Annotated in this window: 16 protein-coding genes; 7 read left to right on the forward strand and 9 right to left on the reverse strand. The window is 74.1% G+C overall.

What is annotated here, in order from left to right; translation table 11 throughout:
- The first annotated feature begins 166 nt into the window (after nt 1–166).
- Nucleotides 167–1405, forward strand: a complete 1239-nt coding sequence (glgC, locus tag OM98_RS10620; RefSeq protein WP_010534604.1) for a glucose-1-phosphate adenylyltransferase — start codon at nt 167–169, stop codon at nt 1403–1405.
- Nucleotides 1402–2085, forward strand: a complete 684-nt coding sequence (gene serB, locus OM98_RS10625; RefSeq protein ID WP_010534605.1) for a phosphoserine phosphatase SerB — start codon at nt 1402–1404, stop codon at nt 2083–2085. The genes glgC and serB overlap by 4 nt, the downstream gene beginning before the upstream one ends.
- An 84-nt stretch (nt 2086–2169) precedes the next feature.
- Here serB and OM98_RS10630 read toward each other — a convergent pair whose 3' ends face one another.
- Nucleotides 2170–2697: a SixA phosphatase family protein gene (locus OM98_RS10630; RefSeq protein ID WP_010534606.1), complete on the reverse strand. Its 528-nt coding sequence runs from the start codon at nt 2695–2697 to the stop codon at nt 2170–2172.
- A gap of 79 nt (nt 2698–2776) precedes the next feature.
- On the reverse strand, nt 2777–3502 hold the full coding sequence (gene fabG, locus OM98_RS10635; RefSeq protein WP_010534607.1) for a 3-oxoacyl-ACP reductase FabG: 726 nt from the start codon (nt 3500–3502) through the stop codon (nt 2777–2779).
- 143 nt (nt 3503–3645) lie between these two features.
- Here fabG and OM98_RS15915 point away from each other — a divergent pair, with 143 nt between their 5' ends.
- The 5 genes from OM98_RS15915 (at nt 3646) to OM98_RS10660 (ending at nt 8196) form a co-directional block, all read left to right on the forward strand.
- Nucleotides 3646–5523 (forward strand): hypothetical protein, encoded by a 1878-nt coding sequence (locus tag OM98_RS15915; protein WP_010534608.1) that lies wholly within the window; start codon nt 3646–3648, stop codon nt 5521–5523.
- Between the two features lie 95 nt (nt 5524–5618).
- Nucleotides 5619–5990 carry a hypothetical protein gene (locus OM98_RS10645; protein WP_245528769.1) on the forward strand — a complete coding sequence of 124 codons (372 nt, stop codon included), beginning with the start codon at nt 5619–5621 and terminating at the stop codon, nt 5988–5990.
- Entirely contained in the window at nt 5987–6934 is a 948-nt protein-coding gene (locus OM98_RS10650; RefSeq protein ID WP_010534610.1) for an SURF1 family cytochrome oxidase biogenesis protein, read from the forward strand. The genes OM98_RS10645 and OM98_RS10650 overlap by 4 nt, the downstream gene beginning before the upstream one ends.
- Nucleotides 6906–7703: a glycerophosphodiester phosphodiesterase family protein gene (locus tag OM98_RS10655; RefSeq protein WP_010534611.1), complete on the forward strand. Its 798-nt coding sequence runs from the start codon at nt 6906–6908 to the stop codon at nt 7701–7703. The genes OM98_RS10650 and OM98_RS10655 overlap by 29 nt, the downstream gene beginning before the upstream one ends.
- A gap of 142 nt (nt 7704–7845) precedes the next feature.
- Entirely contained in the window at nt 7846–8196 is a 351-nt protein-coding gene (locus OM98_RS10660) for an RNA polymerase-binding protein RbpA (protein WP_010534612.1), read from the forward strand.
- A gap of 132 nt (nt 8197–8328) precedes the next feature.
- Here OM98_RS10660 and OM98_RS10665 read toward each other — a convergent pair whose 3' ends face one another.
- Genes OM98_RS10665 through tatC form a run of 7 tightly spaced genes read right to left on the reverse strand, consistent with a single transcriptional unit; the run spans nt 8329 to nt 16890 of the window.
- The gene (locus OM98_RS10665; protein ID WP_010534613.1) at nt 8329–8946 is read right to left on the reverse strand and encodes an FxsA family protein; all 618 of its coding nucleotides are present in this window, start codon (nt 8944–8946) and stop codon (nt 8329–8331) included.
- Nucleotides 8947–9006: 60 nt separating this feature from the next.
- Nucleotides 9007–9747 carry a polyprenol monophosphomannose synthase gene (locus OM98_RS10670; protein WP_010534614.1) on the reverse strand — a complete coding sequence of 247 codons (741 nt, stop codon included), beginning with the start codon at nt 9745–9747 and terminating at the stop codon, nt 9007–9009.
- Nucleotides 9744–11369, reverse strand: coding sequence for an apolipoprotein N-acyltransferase (gene lnt / locus OM98_RS10675; protein ID WP_010534615.1), 1626 nt, complete (start codon nt 11367–11369; stop codon nt 9744–9746). The genes OM98_RS10670 and lnt overlap by 4 nt, the downstream gene beginning before the upstream one ends.
- Nucleotides 11366–12118, reverse strand: coding sequence for a hypothetical protein (locus OM98_RS10680; RefSeq protein WP_010534616.1), 753 nt, complete (start codon nt 12116–12118; stop codon nt 11366–11368). Before OM98_RS10680 ends, lnt begins: the two co-directional genes overlap by 4 nt.
- Nucleotides 12115–14979: a DEAD/DEAH box helicase gene (locus OM98_RS10685; RefSeq protein ID WP_010534617.1), complete on the reverse strand. Its 2865-nt coding sequence runs from the start codon at nt 14977–14979 to the stop codon at nt 12115–12117. The genes OM98_RS10680 and OM98_RS10685 overlap by 4 nt, the downstream gene beginning before the upstream one ends.
- Before the next feature lie 16 nt (nt 14980–14995).
- Entirely contained in the window at nt 14996–15988 is a 993-nt protein-coding gene (locus tag OM98_RS10690) for a diacylglycerol/lipid kinase family protein (protein WP_010534618.1), read from the reverse strand.
- Nucleotides 15985–16890 carry a twin-arginine translocase subunit TatC gene (gene tatC / locus OM98_RS10695; protein ID WP_010534619.1) on the reverse strand — a complete coding sequence of 302 codons (906 nt, stop codon included), beginning with the start codon at nt 16888–16890 and terminating at the stop codon, nt 15985–15987. The genes OM98_RS10690 and tatC overlap by 4 nt, the downstream gene beginning before the upstream one ends.
- Nucleotides 16891–16925 lie beyond the last annotated feature (35 nt).

The following is a 16925-nucleotide window of genomic DNA, read 5'->3' on the forward strand; positions in this document are numbered from 1 at the left end:
CGAGCATCGTCTCGAGCGTCGTCGTGTCACGGACCGGCCCCGCAGGGACCTTCGTGGTGCCCGGGTGCGGCGGCAGGGCGGTCCGCGCGCGCTCCACGTCGTTCCACATTGTCCACCATGTGCCGGATCGGCGTGATCCGGGCCACGTCTGCATTATCCTGGAGCCATGTCCAAGAAGGTGCTCGCGATCGTCCTCGCCGGCGGTGAGGGGAAGCGGCTGATGCCGCTCACCCTGGACCGCGCCAAGCCCGCCGTCCCCTTCGGTGGGATCTACCGTCTGATCGACTTCGCCCTGTCGAACGTCGTGAACTCCGGGTTCCTGCGCGTCGTCGTGCTGACCCAGTACAAGTCGCATTCCCTCGACAAGCACATCGCCTCCACCTGGCGCATGAGCTCGCTGCTGGGGAACTACGTCGCTCCCGTCCCCGCCCAGCAGCGCATGGGCAAGCACTGGTACCTCGGCAGCGCCGACGCCATCTACCAGTCCCTCAACCTGATCGGCGAGGAGAAGCCCGACTACGTCGTGGTGGTCGGCGCGGACCACGTGTACCGCATGGACTTCTCCCAGATGCTCGACGCCCACATCGAGTCCGGCCGCGACTGCACGGTCGCGGCGATCCGCCAGCCCATCGAGGAGTCCGACCAGTTCGGCGTCATCGAGGTGGACCAGGCGGACCCGACCCGCATCCAGGAGTTCGTGGAGAAGCCGGCCGAGACCCCGGGCCTGCCCGACGACCCCACCTCGGTGCTGGCCTCCATGGGCAACTACATCTTCACCGCCGATGCCCTGGTCAAGGCCGTCACCGAGGACGCCGAGAACGAGGACAGCAAGCACGACATGGGCGGCGACATCGTCCCCTACTTCGTGGACCGCGACTCGGCCGGCGTCTACGACTTCATCCGCAACGACGTGCCCGGCTCCACCGACCGCGACCGCGACTACTGGCGCGACGTCGGCACCCTGGACGCCTTCTACGACGCCCACATGGACCTGATCTCCATCCACCCGGTGTTCAACCTGTACAACAACGACTGGCCGACCTTCGCGGGCAACCGCAACGTGCCGCCGGCGAAGTTCGTGCACGCCGGACCGGGCCGCGTCGGATCCGCGGTGGACTCGATCATCTCCCCCGGGGTCGTCGTCTCCGGCGCCCAGATCTCCAACTCGGTGCTCTCGCCGGGGGTGCGCGTGCACTCCTGGTCGCACGTGTCCGACTCGGTGCTGATGGATGGCGTCTCGGTGGGGCGGCACTGCCAGATCCACCGCGCGATCATCGACAAGAACGTCGTGATCCCGCCGCGCACCCAGATCGGTCTGGACCCCGAGGCGGACCGCAAGCGCGGCTGGGTGGTCACCGACTCCGGCATCACCGTGGTCGGGAAGGGCACGGTCATCGAGCCGTGAGCGCGGCGACGGATCGGGACTCTCCCCTGACCGCCACCGCCACCGGGCTGCTGGTCTCCGACGTCGACTCGACCTTCCTCACCCAGGAGGTCATCGAGCTCGTCGCCGAGCACGCCGGCGTCCGCGACCGGGTCGAGGAGATCACTACCGCCGCCATGCGCGGCGAGCTGGACTTCGCCCAGTCCCTCCGCGCCCGGGTGGCGCTGCTGGAGGGACTGGACGAGTCGGTGCTCGCCGCTGTGCGGGAGGTGCTGGTCCCCACCCCGGGCGCGGTGGAGCTGATGCGTCGCGCCCGGGAGGTCGGCTGGGTGACCGCGCTGGTCTCCGGCGGCTTCCACGAGGTGATCGACGAGCTCGCCGCCCAGGTCGGCATCGACCATGTGGTCGCCAACCGTTTCGAGATCGAGGGCGGTCGCTTCACCGGCCGGGTCTCCGGTCCGATCATCGACGGCGCCGCGAAGCTCGCCGTGCTCGAGAACCTCGCCGCCCGCCACGGCCTGCCCCGCCGGCGGGTGGTGGCGATGGGCGACGGCGCCAACGACCGGGCGATGGTCGAGGCGGCCGGCACCGGCATCGCCTTCCGCGCCAAGCCCGCCCTGCGCGAGGTGGCGGACGTCGCCCTGGACGACGAGTCGCTGCTGGACGCCTGGCCCCACCTCGAGGCCGCCGCCGCGCGCTGAGCCCGCACGCGCAGCGCCCCGTCCCGGATCGATCCGGGACGGGGCGCTTCCGCGTGGTCAGCGGGGGTGCTCAGGGGGTCGTGCTCAGGGGCGCACCACCGTGTGCAGGGTGAGGTCGTCCTCGCCGAGGTCCGCCCAGTGCTCCAGCCCGCCCGAGAGCACGCCGGTGCCGCCGGTGGGCATCCCGATGCGGGCCTGCGCCACGGAGCCGGGGTCGGAGTCGTCATCGGCCAGGTGGGAGACCAGGGAGGCCATGGTCGGCTCGTGACCCACCACCAGCACCACCGCGTGCTCGTCGCCCACCGCGTGCAGCAGGTCCATCACCTCGGCGGGGCCGCCGTGGTAGATGTCCTCGTGGAAGCTGACCTCCCCGTCGAAGCCCGGCATCGCCCCTCGCAGCGACTCCCAGGTGTCCCGGGTGCGCTGGGCGTCCGAGACCAGCACCCGGGTCGGGCGGACCGACTGGCTGGCGAGGTACTCCCCCACCAGCTGGGCCTGGCTGCGACCACGATCGGTGAGGGGACGCTGCTGGTCGGGCTGGCCACCGCCGCTGTCCGCCTTTCCGTGACGCATCAGGAGCAGCAGGCGACTGTCGGGGTCGGAGGAGGTCATGCGGGGCGTTCACTCTTTCGATCGGGGTGCCGCGGACGGGCACGGACGGCGCGGAGGCCGGAGGTCTCGGGTCGGGTGCTCAGTGTCCCATGCCCAGGCCGCCGTCCACCGGGATCACGGCGCCGGAGATGTAGGCGGCGTCGTCGCTGGCGACGAAGGCGACCACCTTGGCCACCTCCTCCGGGTCGGCGAAGCGGGCGGCCGGGATGGCGGACTTGTAGGCGGCCTGGCGCTCCTCGGGCAGGGCCTCGGTCATCTCGGTGGCGATGTAGCCCGGGGCGACGACGTTCGCGGTGATGCCGCGGGAGCCCAGCTCGCGGGTCAGGGCGCGAGCGATGCCGATCAGGCCGGACTTGGAGGCCGCGTAGTTGACCTGGCCCGGGGAGCCGTACAGGCCGACCACGGAGCTGATCAGCACGATGCGGCCCTTCTTCTTGCGCACCATCGAGGTGATCACGCGCTTGACGGTGCGGAAGGAGCCGGTGAGGTTCGTGTCCAGCACCGTCTCGAAGGCGTCGTCGCCCATGCGCATCAGCAGCTGGTCGTCGGTGATGCCGGCATTGGCCACCAGCACCTGGATCGGCCCGTGCTCCGCCTCGGCCGCGGCGATCGCGGCGTCCAGGCTCTCCCCGTCGGTGACGTCGGCCGCGAGGGTGAGGGCACCTTCGGGTCCGCCCTGGCCCGAGCGGGAGGTGACGGCCACCTTGTCGCCGCGGCGCAGGAACTCCTCGGCGATGGCGCGGCCGATGCCGCGGTTGCCGCCGGTGATGAGCACGCTGCGGGGATCGGTGGTGGGCTCGGGCATCGGGACTCCTCGGAGGTCGGAGGGGTCGACGCGCCCGCTGGACGCCCCGACCACAGGGCAGGTCGTGGACTACGATACGGGGCAGACCCTGGCGGGATCCTTGGGGGGAGACCCGTCACCCCGATGCTGTGGAGGAGGCCCTCATGGCCTATCGCTTCAACCCGCCGCCCAACTGGCCCGTCGACGAGCCGAACTGGACCCCGCCGCCCGGATGGCAGCCGGATCCGAGCTGGGGCCCCGCCCCCGACGGCTGGACCTTCTGGGTGGAGGGCGAGGAGCAGGACGCCGCCCCCGCGCAGGACGACGCCGCCCCCGCGCAGGATGGGGAGCCGGTCGTCGAAGGCACCCCCGCGGGCTCCGACGTGGACTCCGCCCCCGAGGCCCCCGAGCCGGCCACCGTGGCCGACCCCGCCGCCGGCACCGGCATCGCCGGGACGGACGCGCTGACGCAGGACGGAACCGTCCAGGACGCCTCCGCACCGCAGGGCGCGCCCGCGCCGGGCGACGACGACCCGACCGCCGACGCCCCCGAGGCCTCGACCGGGGGACGTCATGCCGCGGAGCCTGATGCGGCCGCTGCGGAGCAGCCGTCGGCGCCGGTCCCGTCCGCCGGGCCCGCGCACCGGGGCGCCCACGAGGCCCCGGAGACCGCCGAGGCCGGGGAGTCCCCGCAGACCGCCGAGTACACCGGCCCGGACCTGGAGGCCGATCTGGCCACCTCGGCGCCCTATGAGAGCACCGACGCGGAGGCGGCGCCCGCTGCGCAGGACGGCGCCCCGCAGGTGTCGGAGCAGCCCGCCGAGGACGAGCCCGGCACCGGGGCGGCCGGGGCCGCCGCCGTCGGCGGGGCCGGACTGGCCGCGGGCGGGTACGTCGCCGCGCAGCAGGGCCAGGACGCCCAGGGCTCGCCCGCGCATGACGCGTCCTCCGCCCCGGCCGACGGCTCCGAGGCCCCCGCCTACGGCTCCGAAGCCCCGTCCTACGGGTCCGAGGCGCCCGCCTACGGGTCCGAGGCGCCCGGCTACGGGTCCGAGGCACCTGCCTACGGCTCCGACGCCGCTGCCGGCGGCCCGGAGGCCTCCACGTACCCCGCACCGGAGGGTGCCGCGGGCGCGGGCGATCGCGCTGCGGCGCCGAACGAGTTCTCCCAGGCCTCCGCGCCCGCCGCCGACGGCATGGACGCCTCCGCCGGTCAGCCCTCGCCCTACGGCCAGGGCTCCTCCCCCTATGGCCAGCCTTCCCCCTACGGCCAGCCCTCCCCGTACGGCCAGGGTTCCCCCGCGGCCGCCGCGGGGGGCGAGTACCCGGCCGCCGGCTCCCCGGCCACCGCGGGCCAGGACTCCACCAGCGCCCCCGGCGGGTCCGACGGGCCGCCGACCAAGGGCTTCCTGGCGCGCTTCTGGTGGCTCGGCTGCATCATCCTGGTGGTCGTGCTCGTCCTGATCGCCGCGATCGGCGTCGGCGCGTGGATGATGAACCGCGACGAGCCCGGCGGCACGGAGGCCACCACCTCGCAGGAGGCCGGCTCCGGCGAGGAGGAGACCCCTTCCGAGTCGGCCACCGCAGGGGGCACCGTCACCCCGTCCGTGCTGCCCACTGTCGCCGAGGGCGCCGAGGAGCAGGACGTGGTCAGCTCCGACGGCACCGGCACCCTGACGGTCTCCATGGAGTGGGCCTCAGTCGAGGACCTGCCCAGCATCTACGGCGGCACCGTCGAGGGCTCCCAGAACCAGGACGACGGCGGCTATCTCGCGGTGACCGCGCAGATCACGGTCACCGACGGGACGATGGACCTGGCGCCGTACAACTTCTCGCTGCAGACCCCCTACGGCGGCGACATCACCCCGGCCACCGCCACCTACGCCCTGGCCGACTCCGGCCTGGCCACCGATGCCCCCACCACCTTCGAGGCCGGCGAGGAGTACACCGTGACGCTGCTCTTCGACTGTCAGAAGACCGGGGACCTGGAGCTCGTGTTCAACACCTACTCGGACACCTACACCTGGGACGTCCCTGAGTGACCGAGCGCTTCAACCCGCCGCCGAGCTGGCCTGAGCCGCCCCATGACGGATGGCGGCCACCGGCCGGCTTCCGGCCGCGCACGGACTTCGCGCCCGTGCCGGCCGGATGGCGGCTGTGGGTGGCGGAGGAGCAGGACGACCGCTCCTCCGCGCCCCTGCAGGACTCCGAGGACGTGCCCGCCAGCGGCGCCCGCCCCCGGGCCCGCGTGGAGAGCTACCCCGTCACTGTCCTGAACCCGGGCATGTGGTCGCAGAACCAGCTCGAGGACGAGGACTACGGCTTCCCGCCCGCCCGCGAGCGGACGCACCGGCCCCGGCGCCGGCTGGCAGGGGAGATCACCGCCACCGCGCTCGGGCTGGCGATCGCCGCGGCCGTGGCCGTGGGCTTCGTCTGGCTGACCGACTTCGGGATCCACGACCTCACCGGATTCCTCGCCGAGAACGCCGGGTTCGTGAGCGGGGCATGAGCGAGCGCTCCGCCCGAGCCCGCATCATCCTCAGCCGCGACACCGCCCTTGGGCTCGTCGTGGTGCTGCTGGCCTCCGCCATCTGCGTCGGGCTCGGCCTGTGGCAGTACCACCGCTTCGAGGGCAAGCGGGAGGCGGCGCAGATCGTCCGCACCCACGCCGCCGCCGACCCCGTATCCCTCCCCGAGGCGATGCCGCAGCCGGACCAGCCCCTCCCCGGGACCGCCGAATGGACCCAGGTGCGCCTCGAGGGGCAGTACTGCACCGATCCCGACTGCGTGCTGTACGTCCGCAACCGCCCCCTGGACGGCGACGTCGGCTTCTGGCAGCTGGTCCCCTTCGAGACCACCGACGGTCAAGTGCTGCTGGTGGTGCGCGGCTGGGTGCCGATCCAGGGCGCCGCCTCCGAGCCGCAGGACCCGCCCGCCGTGCCCGAAGGTACCGAGACTCTCACCGTGCGCCTGCGCCCCGCCGAGGAGACCCTCGCCGACCGCAGCAACCCGCCCGGCCAGGTGCAGACCGTCACCCCAGCCGACATCGCCGCCACCCTGCCCGCGCTGGACGGCGAGCTCGTCACCGGCGCCTACGGCGAGCTCACCGCCGAGGACCCCGCCGGGGAGCAGGCGCGCGCCCTTCCCGCCCCGGAGACGTCCCTCGGCCCCCACCTCTCCTACGCCTTCCAGTGGTGGATCTTCGCCCTGTTCTTCCCGGCGGCGCTGATCTACCGCACCCGCAAGCTGATCCAGGAGGCCGAGGACGAGGAGACGCCCGGACCCGCCGCCGTCGAGACCCCGGAGTCCCCCGAGGGCCCGGACGGTGGCGTGATCCCCGCGCCCGCCCGCACCCGGCGCCGCCCCGGCGCCGCCCGCCCCCCATCCGGCCGCCGCCCCCGCGGCCACGACGAGGAGGAAGAGGATGCCCTCATCGACCAGCAGGGCCGCTGAGCCTTCCCGGTTCCTGCCCGGGGACCGGCCCCGCCGCATCGCCCACCGCGGCCTCGCCCTCGACGGCGCCGAGAACACCCTGCGCGCATTCGCCGATGCCCTCGCGGCCGGCGCCACCATGCTCGAGACCGACACCCGGGCCACCCGCGACGGGCTCGCCCTCGCCGTGCACGACGAGACCCTCGACCGCGTCGCCGGCGATCCCCGCCGCATCGACACCCTCAGCGGCGCCGAGGCCGGGGCCGTGCGGCTGGCCGGCGACGAGCCGCTGGCGATGCTCGAGGACGTGCTGGGCTCCTTCCCGGACGTCCCGGTGAACATCGACGTCAAGAGCGCCGACGCGATCCTGCCCGCAGTCACCGCGATCGCGCGCACCCGCAGCGCCGAGCGGGTCTGCGTCACCAGCTTCGACGGTCTCATCGCCCGCAGCGCCGCGCACGCCGTCCGCACCGCCACCGGCACCCTGCCGGTCCGCTCCCCCTCCCGGGGCGCGATGGCGGGATTCCTCGCCGTGCGGGCGCTGGAGCTGCCGGACCGGGCGCTGCGCCGGGTGCTGCGCCCCTACGGCGCCCTGCAGGTGCCCCGCACCTACCGCGGTCTGCCCGTCGTCACCCCCGCCAGCATCGCCGCCGCCCACCGGGTGGGCTGCGAGGTGCACGTGTGGACCGTCGACGACCCTGTGACCATGCAGGATCTGCTGGTCACGGGCGCGGATGGTATCATCACCAACCGCGTCGACCTCCTGGGCGAGCTGCTCGACGCCGACTGACCACCCTCCGGTGCGCCGCCCCGGCGCACCGCCCGGCCCGAGGCCGGGAACAATCCCGGGATCGAGGGCGTTGCACCCCCCGGGCAGACCTCCGGGCGTGCCGCCGCCCGTCACCGAATCACCGGCAGGAAGCGAGAACCGCATGAACAGCCGAAGCCTGCGAGGAACCCGTCTGGGCTCCCTCTCCATGGAGACCGACGAGGGCGTCCTCGCCGCTCCTCGCCAGGAGACCGTCTACGACTGCCCGAACGGCCACACCATCGTGCTGCCCTTCTCCGTCGAGGCCGAGGTCCCGGCCGTGTGGGAGTGCCGCTGCGGCGCGACCGCCGTGCAGCGCGACCACGAGAAGCCCGAGGAGAAGCCCGGCAAGCCGCAGCGCACCCACTGGGACATGCTGCTGGAGCGCCGCAGCGAGGAGGACCTGCAGGTCCTGCTCGACCAGCGCCTGGAGCTGCTGCGCGCGGGCAAGCTGCACCAGAGCCGCAACTTCTGATCCACCCTCGGGGAGCCCCCCGCTCCCCCCGGGCACGACGAGAGCCCCGGCCCACCGACAGGTGGACCGGGGCTCTTCTCCGTGCAGTCGTCGTCCGGAGGTCCGGAGCTGTCGCCGTCCGGACTCGGGAGCTCAGGACTGGGTGATGGTGGGCGGGGTCTGCCCGCCCTCGCGGCCGTCCTCGCCGTCGGTCCGGTCGGTGGGGCGGGCGTCGACGATGATCTCCCCGTCGATCACGCCGCCGCTGCGCCGCCGGTACAGCACGGAGCGGGCCGAGTCGGAGCCGGAGCCGACGCCCATCGCGCGGACGGTGCGCCGCTGCACGGGGACGATCAGCAGGATCACGCCGATCAGCGCGGTGATCAGGCCCGGGAAGAAGAAGCACAGCGCCGCCAGCAGGGTGAAGGCGGGGCGGGAGAGGTGGTCCTGCACGTCGCCGTCGCCGCGGACGGCCCGCAGCAGGGAGCGCAGCCGGACGAAGGACTGCTGCCCGGCGGCGACGACGAGGGCGACGCCCACGATCCAGCCGACCACGACGATCAGCACGCACCACCACAGGCTGGTGTTCACGCCGATCACGATGAGCAGGGCCAGCTCGGCGATGCCGAGCAGGGCGATGCCCAGCGGGATCAGGCCGGCGCGGCGGGAGGGCTCCCCCGTGCCGCGGCCGGTGGGGCGGGTGCCGCGCGGCGGGTGCGGGCGCCGGGACCCGGCGGACGACGGGCCGGACGACTGGGATGTGGAGCTCACGGTGTTCCCCCTGGGACTCTCGAGCGGCCCCGTGGGGGCCTTCCCTGAACGCGCTCCAGCCTAGTGGAGCAGCCCGAGAAGCTGCTGGGCGCGGCGTGCGAGTCCCCAGGACGTCACCTTGACGAGGGCCTCCCGCACGATGGCGGAGCTCATCTTGCTGGCCCCCTCGGTGCGCTCGTCGAAGTCGATGGGCACCTCGCGGATCACGGCGCCGGCGGCGCGGGCTCGGCGGGTCATGTCCACCTGGAAGCAGTAGCCCTGGGAGGCGACGTCCTGCCCGACCAGCTCGGTGAGCAGCCCCGAGCGGTAGGCGCGGAACCCGGCGGTGGCGTCGGCGACGCGCAGCCCGAGCGCCGCCCGGACGTAGAGGTTCGCCCCGCGGGAGAGGACCAGCCGGCGCAGCGGCCAGTCGTGCACGCGGCCGCCCGGCACCCAGCGGGAGCCGATGGCGAGGTCGGCGCCGCGGCGGACGGCTTCCAGCAGGCCCGGCAGCTGCTCGGGCCGGTGGGAGGCGTCGGCGTCCATCTCCACCAGCACCTCGTAGCCGCGCTCAAGGCCCCAGGCGAAGCCCGCCAGGTAGGCGGGACCGAGCCCCTCCTTGCCGGCGCGGTGCAGGACGTGCACGTACGGGTCCTCGGCGGCGGCAGCCTCGGCCCAGTCGCCGGTGCCGTCCGGGGAGGCGTCGTCGACCACCAGGGCGTGGGCCGCGGGGACGGCGGCGCGCAGCCGGGCCAGGGTGCCGGGCAGGGTGGCCCGCTCCTGGTAGGTGGGGATCACGACCAGGGCCGGGGCGGGGCTCATCGGCGACCCTCCCGTCCGCGGCCCCGCACGGGGGCGGGCTCCCGCTGCAGGCCCTGTCGGGGGCCGCGGAGGGCGCCGAGCAGACCGGCCAGCGCCAGGGCGCAGATGCCGATCGCGATCCACGGGCCGGCGGCGACGGCCGGGGTGATACCGGTGCGCAGCGGCACCTCGGCGACCACGGAGCCCTGCTGCCAGTGGTCCACGAAGGCGAGCTGCTTGCCCTCGGGGGTGATGATCGCCGAGTGGCCCACGGTGGAGACGTGCACGATGGAGCGGCCCGAGACCACCGCGAGCACCTCGGACTCGGCGAGCTGCTGGATGGCCTCGTCGGAGTCGCCGAACAGGGCGTTGTTGGACTGCACCACGATCACCTCGGCGCCGCCGTCCACGACGTCCTGCACCAGGTTCTCGTAGGCGATCTCGAAGCAGATCAGCACCCCGACGCGGGCATCGCCCTGGTGCAGGTGCTCCAGGTCCATCACCCCGACCTCGTCGCCGGCGATCATGTCGCGGCCGACCAGGTCGACCTTGTCGGTGACCATGCGGAACAGGCCGCGCATCGGGATGAACTCGCCGAAGGGCACCGGATGGCGCTTGGCGTACACGTAGGGCACGGAGCCGCCGGGGGTGTAGAGCAGCGAGTTGTTCAGCCGCTGGTCCTCCCCCACCAGCGTCTGCGTGCCCACCAGCACAGGGGCGCCGGCCTCGGCGGCGACCGCCGTGAGCTGCGCCGAGCGCACGGCGTCCTGCCGCGGGTCGTACTCGGTGGAGTCCTCCGGCCAGACGATCAGGTCCAGCTCGCGGCCCTCCGCGGCGGCCTGGTCGACGGTCTCCTCGGTGACCTGCAGGTGGTTGTCCCAGATGCCCTCGGGCATCGCCATCGTGGCCGGGTCGACCGGGTCCATGTTGCCCTGGATCCCGGCGACGGTCATGGTGGGGCGCCCCTCGGGGGCGCGGTTCACCGGCAGCGGCACCACCACGGTGGCCAGCACCGCGGCGACCGCGACGGCCAGCGGCCACACCCCGGCGATGCCCCGCAGACCGCGGTGGCGTCTCCCCGTCACGGCCAGGCCGCCGGAGAGCAGCAGCATCGCCAGCAGCGCCACGACGGCGGAGAGGCCGGCGGTGCCGATCCAGGGGCCGAGGTTCAGCAGCGGCGAGTCGGCCAGGGCGAAGGCGCTCGCGCCCCAGGGCAGCCCGCCCCAGGGCACGTGGCTGCGCATCGTCTCCACGGCCACCCAGAGGGCCGCGACCACGATCGCGGGGCCGAGCCGCAGGCCGCGGCGCACCAGCACCGCGCGGGCCAGCAGGCCGAACACCACGATGTACAGCGCCTCGAAGACCGCCAGCGCCGCCCAGGGCAGCGCTCCGGCGTAGGTCTCGGCCCAGCGGGTCAGCGGCACGAAGAACGCGAGGCCCCACAGCAGGGACACCAGCGCCGCCAGCCAGGCGGAGCGCACCAGCACGCCGGCGACCAGCAGGGCGATCGCCACGGGCAGCAGCCACCACAGGTCGTAGGGCGGGAAGGCCAGCAGCGCGGCGATGCCGCCGAGGACGCCGCAGGCCAGGGCGGCCAGGGCCGGCGTGGGGACGAGGTCCTCGCGTGGCGGGGCGGCGCTCATGCGCTCCCCTCGGCGGGGGCGAGCTCGTCGTGGAGGATCACGCCGTCGACCACGGTGCGCAGCGCGCGCGGGGCGCCCTGCTCCAGGTCGGGCAGCAGTGGGGTGCGGGAGCGAGGGTCGGTGGACCAGGTGTCGATGCGCTCTGCCTGGCTGCGGACGGTGAGGTCGGTGGGCTCCCAGACCACGAAGGTCGCTGCGAGGCCGTGGCGCAGGGAGCCGGGGTGGCGGCGGCCGGCGAGACGCTGTCCGCCGCGGGTGGCGGCGAGGAAGGCGGCGCGGTCGCTGATGCGCTGGGCGGCCTCGCCCTGCTGGGCGGCGGCGCGCACCCAGGACCAGGGATCGGCGGCGGCAGGGTCCCCGCCGGAGCCGAAGGCCAGCGGCACGCCCTCGGTGACGAGGTCCAGGTAGGGGGCCTGCTCGCGGACGGGGGCGAGGACCCGCATGCCGTCCCGCTCCCCGGTGGGGCCGGGCAGGCGGTCCACGATGCCGCGGGCGGCGGCCTCCGTGCTCCCGGCGGGATCGGGAGCGGTGCCGTCGGCGGTGGCGGCGGCGTCCACGAAACCGGGGGTGACCAGGCAGCCGGTGATGTCGATCCGCGGCACCCCGGCGTGGATCACGGCGGCGGTGTCCTCGGGCCCGGTCCAGGCGATCATCCCGTCGGCGACCAGCATCGCCTGCGCCTCGGGGTCCTCGGTGCTGTAGAGCACGAGGCCGGTGTACAGCAGGGCGGCGGGATGCGGGGTGCTCATCGATCGATCTCCTGGGCGACCAGGCCGCGGCGCACCCCGGCGATGGCCTCGCGGGCGGTGGGTCCCAGCTCCGGGTCGGCGGTGAGCTGGTCGAGCAGGTCGATGACCTGCCGGCAGTGGCGCACGAAGTCCCCGGGCGGCAGGTCCGCGTCGAGGAGCACGGCGGCCAGGTGCTCGCCGCGGGCCCAGCGCTGCACGATGGAGGCGAGACTGGGGTCCGGCGGCGGAGTGGTCTCGAGCTGGTGGCGGGCCTGGGCGGCGGAGAGGTCCGCGGCGATCCGGGCTGAGGCGGCCAGCGCCGCCTGCACGGCCGGGTCGGCGACGGCATCCGGGGAGGCGGGGTCCTCGCGGCGGCTCTCGTAGACGGCGGCGGAGACGACGGCGGCGAGCCCCGGGGCGTCCAGGCCCTCCCAGGCGCCGTGGTCCAGGCATTCGGCGATCATCAGGTCGCGGTCGCTGAACAGGCGGCGCAGCCGCAGGCCGCGTTCGGTGGGGTGCAGCTCCTCGCCCTCCCCCTCGAGGTAGCCGAGCTCGACGAGCAGGGCGCAGAGCCGGTCGAACTCGCGGCCCAGGGAGCTGGTGCGGCCCTCGATGCGGCGCTGCACGGAGGCGAGCTCCTTGCGGGTGGAGCGCCAGCGGCCGACCCAGCGCAGGTGGGACTCGAGGTCGGGGCAGGAGGCACAGGGGTGCGCGGCCAGCTCCGCCTTCAGCGCCTGCAGGGCCTGGTCGGTGGCGGCGGTGGAGGGGGCGCGCGGCGCGTTGCGGCGGACCTCGCTGCGGGCGTCGGAGCGGCCGGAGAGCTTCTCCCGCAGCGCCGCGGCAGTGTCCTTGCGGACCTTCGCACTGCCGAGGCGGTCGGCCTTGGGCAGGCGGAGGGTGTCGATCACGGCGGGGGCGGAGGGCACGTCCGAGGGGCGCAGGGTGCGGCGGCGGCCCTCGGTGTCCAGCACCTCGAGCTGGGGCCCGCCGAGCACCTCGCGGTCCACGTCGAGCACCACGGCGTAGCCGCGGCGCTTCCCACCGGGCAGGGCGAGCACGTCCCCGCGGTGCAGGGAGCGCAGGGTGGCGCGGGCCCGGTCGCGGTCCGCGGAGGCGCGGTCGCGGGAGAGCTCCTTCTCCCGGGTGGCGATGCGCTCCTGCAGGTCGGCGTAGGCGAGCAGGTCGCCGCGGTCGCATTCCAGGGCGGAGGCGTAATCGGCGGCCGTGTCCTCCAGCTCGCGGGCGCGGCGGGCCAGACCCACCACGGAGCGGTCCGCCTGGAACTGCGCGAAGCTGGTCTCCAGGGTCTCGCGGGCGCGGGTGAGGTCGAAGCGCTCCAACAGGTTCACGGCCATGTTCGCGGTGGGGCGGAAGGCGGAGCGCAGCGGGTAGGTGCGGCGGGAGGCGAGGGAGCCGACGGCGGCGGGGTCGAAGCCCTGCCCGGCGATGACCACGGCGTGTCCCTCGGTGTCGATGCCGCGGCGCCCGGCACGGCCGGTGAGCTGGGTGTACTCCCCCGGGGTGAGGGCGGCGTGCTCGACGCCGTTGAACTTCACCAGCTTCTCGAGCACCACGGAACGGGCGGGCATGTTGATGCCCAGCGCCAGGGTCTCGGTCGCGAAGACCACCTTGATCAGGCCCGCCGCGAAGAGCTCCTCGACGACCGTCTTCAGCAGGGGCAGCATCCCGGCGTGATGGGCGGCCACCCCGTCCAGGGCGGCGCGGCGGAAGGCCTCGATGCCGAGCACCTGCTCGTCCTCGACGCCGATCGCGGCGAGCCGCTCGTCCAGCACGGCGCGGATGCGGCGCCGCTCCTCGTCGTCCGTCAGCCGCAGACGGGACTGGGTGACCTGGCGGACGGCGGCCTCGCAGCCGGCGCGGGAGAAGATGAAGATGATGGCGGGCAGCAGCGCCGCGGCGTCGAGCAGGGCGATGACCTCGCTGCGGCGAGCGGGGCGGGGCATGCCGCCGCGGCCGCCGTCGCGACCGGGGTTGCGGGGACGGTGGCGGCCCTGGGTGTTGCCCCGGCCGCGTCCCCCGCGGCCACCTCGGCCGCCGTGACCGCCTCGACCTCCGCGCCCGCCGCGGTCCTCGACGGGCGGGGTGTGGCTGGCCAGGCGCTCGATCTCGGGGTTCACGGCGGGCTTGCCGCGGGCGCCGGGGCCGTGGGAGACGACGGGCTCCCCGTCCTCGTCCACGAACAGGTCCAGCATGTCCCCGCCGACCACGACGTGCTGCCACAGCGGCACCGGGCGGGTCTCGGAGACGACCACCTCGGTGTCGCCGCGGACCTCCTGCAGCCAGGCGCCGAACTCCTCGGCGTTGGAGACGGTGGCCGAGAGGGAGACCAGCTGCACGGCGTCGTCCAGGTGCAGGATGACCTCCTCCCAGACGGGTCCACGGAGCCGGTCGGCGAGGTAGTGCACCTCGTCCATCACCACGAAGCCCAGTCCCTCCAGCAGCGGGGAGCCGGCGTAGAGCATGTTCCGCAGCACCTCGGTGGTCATGACGACCACCTCGGCCTCCGGTCGCACCGCGGTGTCGCCGGTGAGCAGGCCGACCTTCTCGGCGCCGAGCCACTCCACCAGCTCCCCGTGCTTCTGGTTGGAGAGCGCCTTGATGGGGGCGGTGTAGAAGACCTTGCGGCCGCTCGCGAGCGCCAGGTGCACGGCGAACTCGCCGACCACGGTCTTGCCGGCGCCGGTGGGGGCCGCCACCAGCACGGAGCGACCGGCCTCGAGGCCGCGGCAGGCCTCGAGCTGGAAGTCGTCCAGCGGGAAGGGGAAGCGGGCGGTGAAGCGGGTCAGCTCGGAGCCGGCCGCGGCCTGCTCCTCGCGCCAGCGGGCGTAGCGCTCCGCGGGACCGGGCTCGTCGTTGCTCATGCGGGGCTCCTGGTGCTCATCCGGGGTCGGGCTCGGGACGCGGGATCTCCTCCCCCGCCGGCTCCGCGGGCTCGGCGGGCTGCAGGACGGCCGCGTCGGCCAGCAGGCGGACGGCGCCGGGCAGCACCCGCACGGTGACGGGCAGCAGCGCGCGCGCCTCCCCGTCGGCGTAGGCCCGCAGGCTGCGGCCGGAGCGCAGGCCGACCGTCACCTCGGAGATCCCGGTGAGGGAGAAGCCCTCCACCCCGAGGTGGGCGCCGCGGAACACGCGCGGGAAGAAGCGCAGCAGCTGGGTGCGGCTCAAGCCCTGCAGGGCGGCCAGCTCCAGGGTGCCGTCGTCGATGCGGGAGGAGGGCGACAGTCGCATCCCGCCGCCGAAGATGCCGGTGTTGCAGGCGGTCAGCAGGGTCGCGTCGAGCTCGGTGCGCTCGCCGCCGTCGACCTCGATCCAGTAGGGGAAGGGGCGGAAGGCGGGCAGTTCGCGCAGCACCGCCGCGGTGTAGCGGGAGCGGCCCCGGCGGGCGCTGTTGGCGCGGGCGTTGACGACGGCGTCGAAGCCGAGGTTCACGTTGCCCAGCGAGAGCGAGCGGTGGTGCGGGGTGGAGTCCCCGGCGCTGGTGACCTCGAGCGCATCGATGCTGAGCGCGGGCCGGGACAGGGCCGCGAGCAGCACCCGGGTGGCGGCCTCGGGGTCGTCCACGGGCAGGCCCAGCCAGCGGGCGAAGTCGTTGCCGCTGCCGGCGGGCACGATGCCCAGGCGCACCGGGGTGTCCGCGACGATCTCGGCGCCGAGGGACACGGTGCCGTCCCCGCCGACGACGACGAGCGCGGTGAGGGAGTCGCGGATCTCCATCGCCCGGGCGCGCGCCACGTGCGCGGTGGGACCGGAGATGTCGACCACGGAGATCCCGGCCAGGTGCAGCAGGCGGGCGACCTGGCGCCCCGTGCGGTGGGAGCTGCCGAAGGCGGCGGAGGGGTTGGAGAGCAGCCCGACGCGCAGTCGGTTCACGCCCGTCCGTCCTCGCGGCGGGGCGCGTCGATCGGCTCCACCTCGTCGTCCAGGCTGCTGGCCACGTCATCGGGCAGGTCGTCGTCGATGCCGACCTGCGGGTGGCGGCGGTCGTGCCACAGGGAGATGCCGACGGCCGCGAAGAACAGACTGGAGATCGCGGCGGACATGGCGATCAGGGTGACCGGCTCGGGGGTCGGCACCATCACCGCGGTGAAGGCGAAGCACAGGAAGATCACCCAGCGCCAGGCGCGCAGCATGGTCTTGCCACGCAGGATGCCCAGGAAGTTCAGCAGCACCAGCACCACCGGCATCACGAAGGCGATGCCGAAGGCCAGCATCGTCTTGATCAGCAGCGAGAGGTACTCGTCGAAGGGCAGGATCTGGGCGGTGGAGCCCTCGGTGGGGGTGAAGCTCATCAGCACCGGCACCAGCTGGTTCACGGCCCAGTAGCCGGCGGCGCAGCCGATGAAGAACAGCGGGATCGCGCTTCCGAAGAAGCCGACCGCGTACTTGCGCTCGTTGCGGTGCAGGCCGGGCATGACGAACAGCCAGATCTGCAGCAGGATCATCGGCGAGGAGAGGATCAGCCCGGTGTAGGCGGAGATCTGCAGGCGGACGTTCAGGCCGGTGCCGACGCCCTGGAAGTTGATCATCGCGTTGAGGTCGGAGCCCTCGCCCGCGGCCTCGATGGGCGCCTTGATGGCGGCGAACACCCAGGGGTAGACGAACCAGCCCGCGACGGACAGCAGCAGCACGGTGATCGCGCAGATCACCAGCCTGTTGCGGAGCTCCTTGAGGTGCTCGCCGAGGGACATCCGCCCCTCGGGGTCGCGTCGGTTGCGCCGGCCGGGCGCCGAGGTGTCCTCGGTGCCGCCCTGTGCTCGGGTCTCACTCGCCACGGTGGTGCTTCCTCCCAGCGTCCCCGCCCCGGATC

This window comes from Brachybacterium squillarum M-6-3 (genome assembly GCF_000225825.1).
Taxonomy (GTDB): domain Bacteria; phylum Actinomycetota; class Actinomycetes; order Actinomycetales; family Dermabacteraceae; genus Brachybacterium; species Brachybacterium squillarum.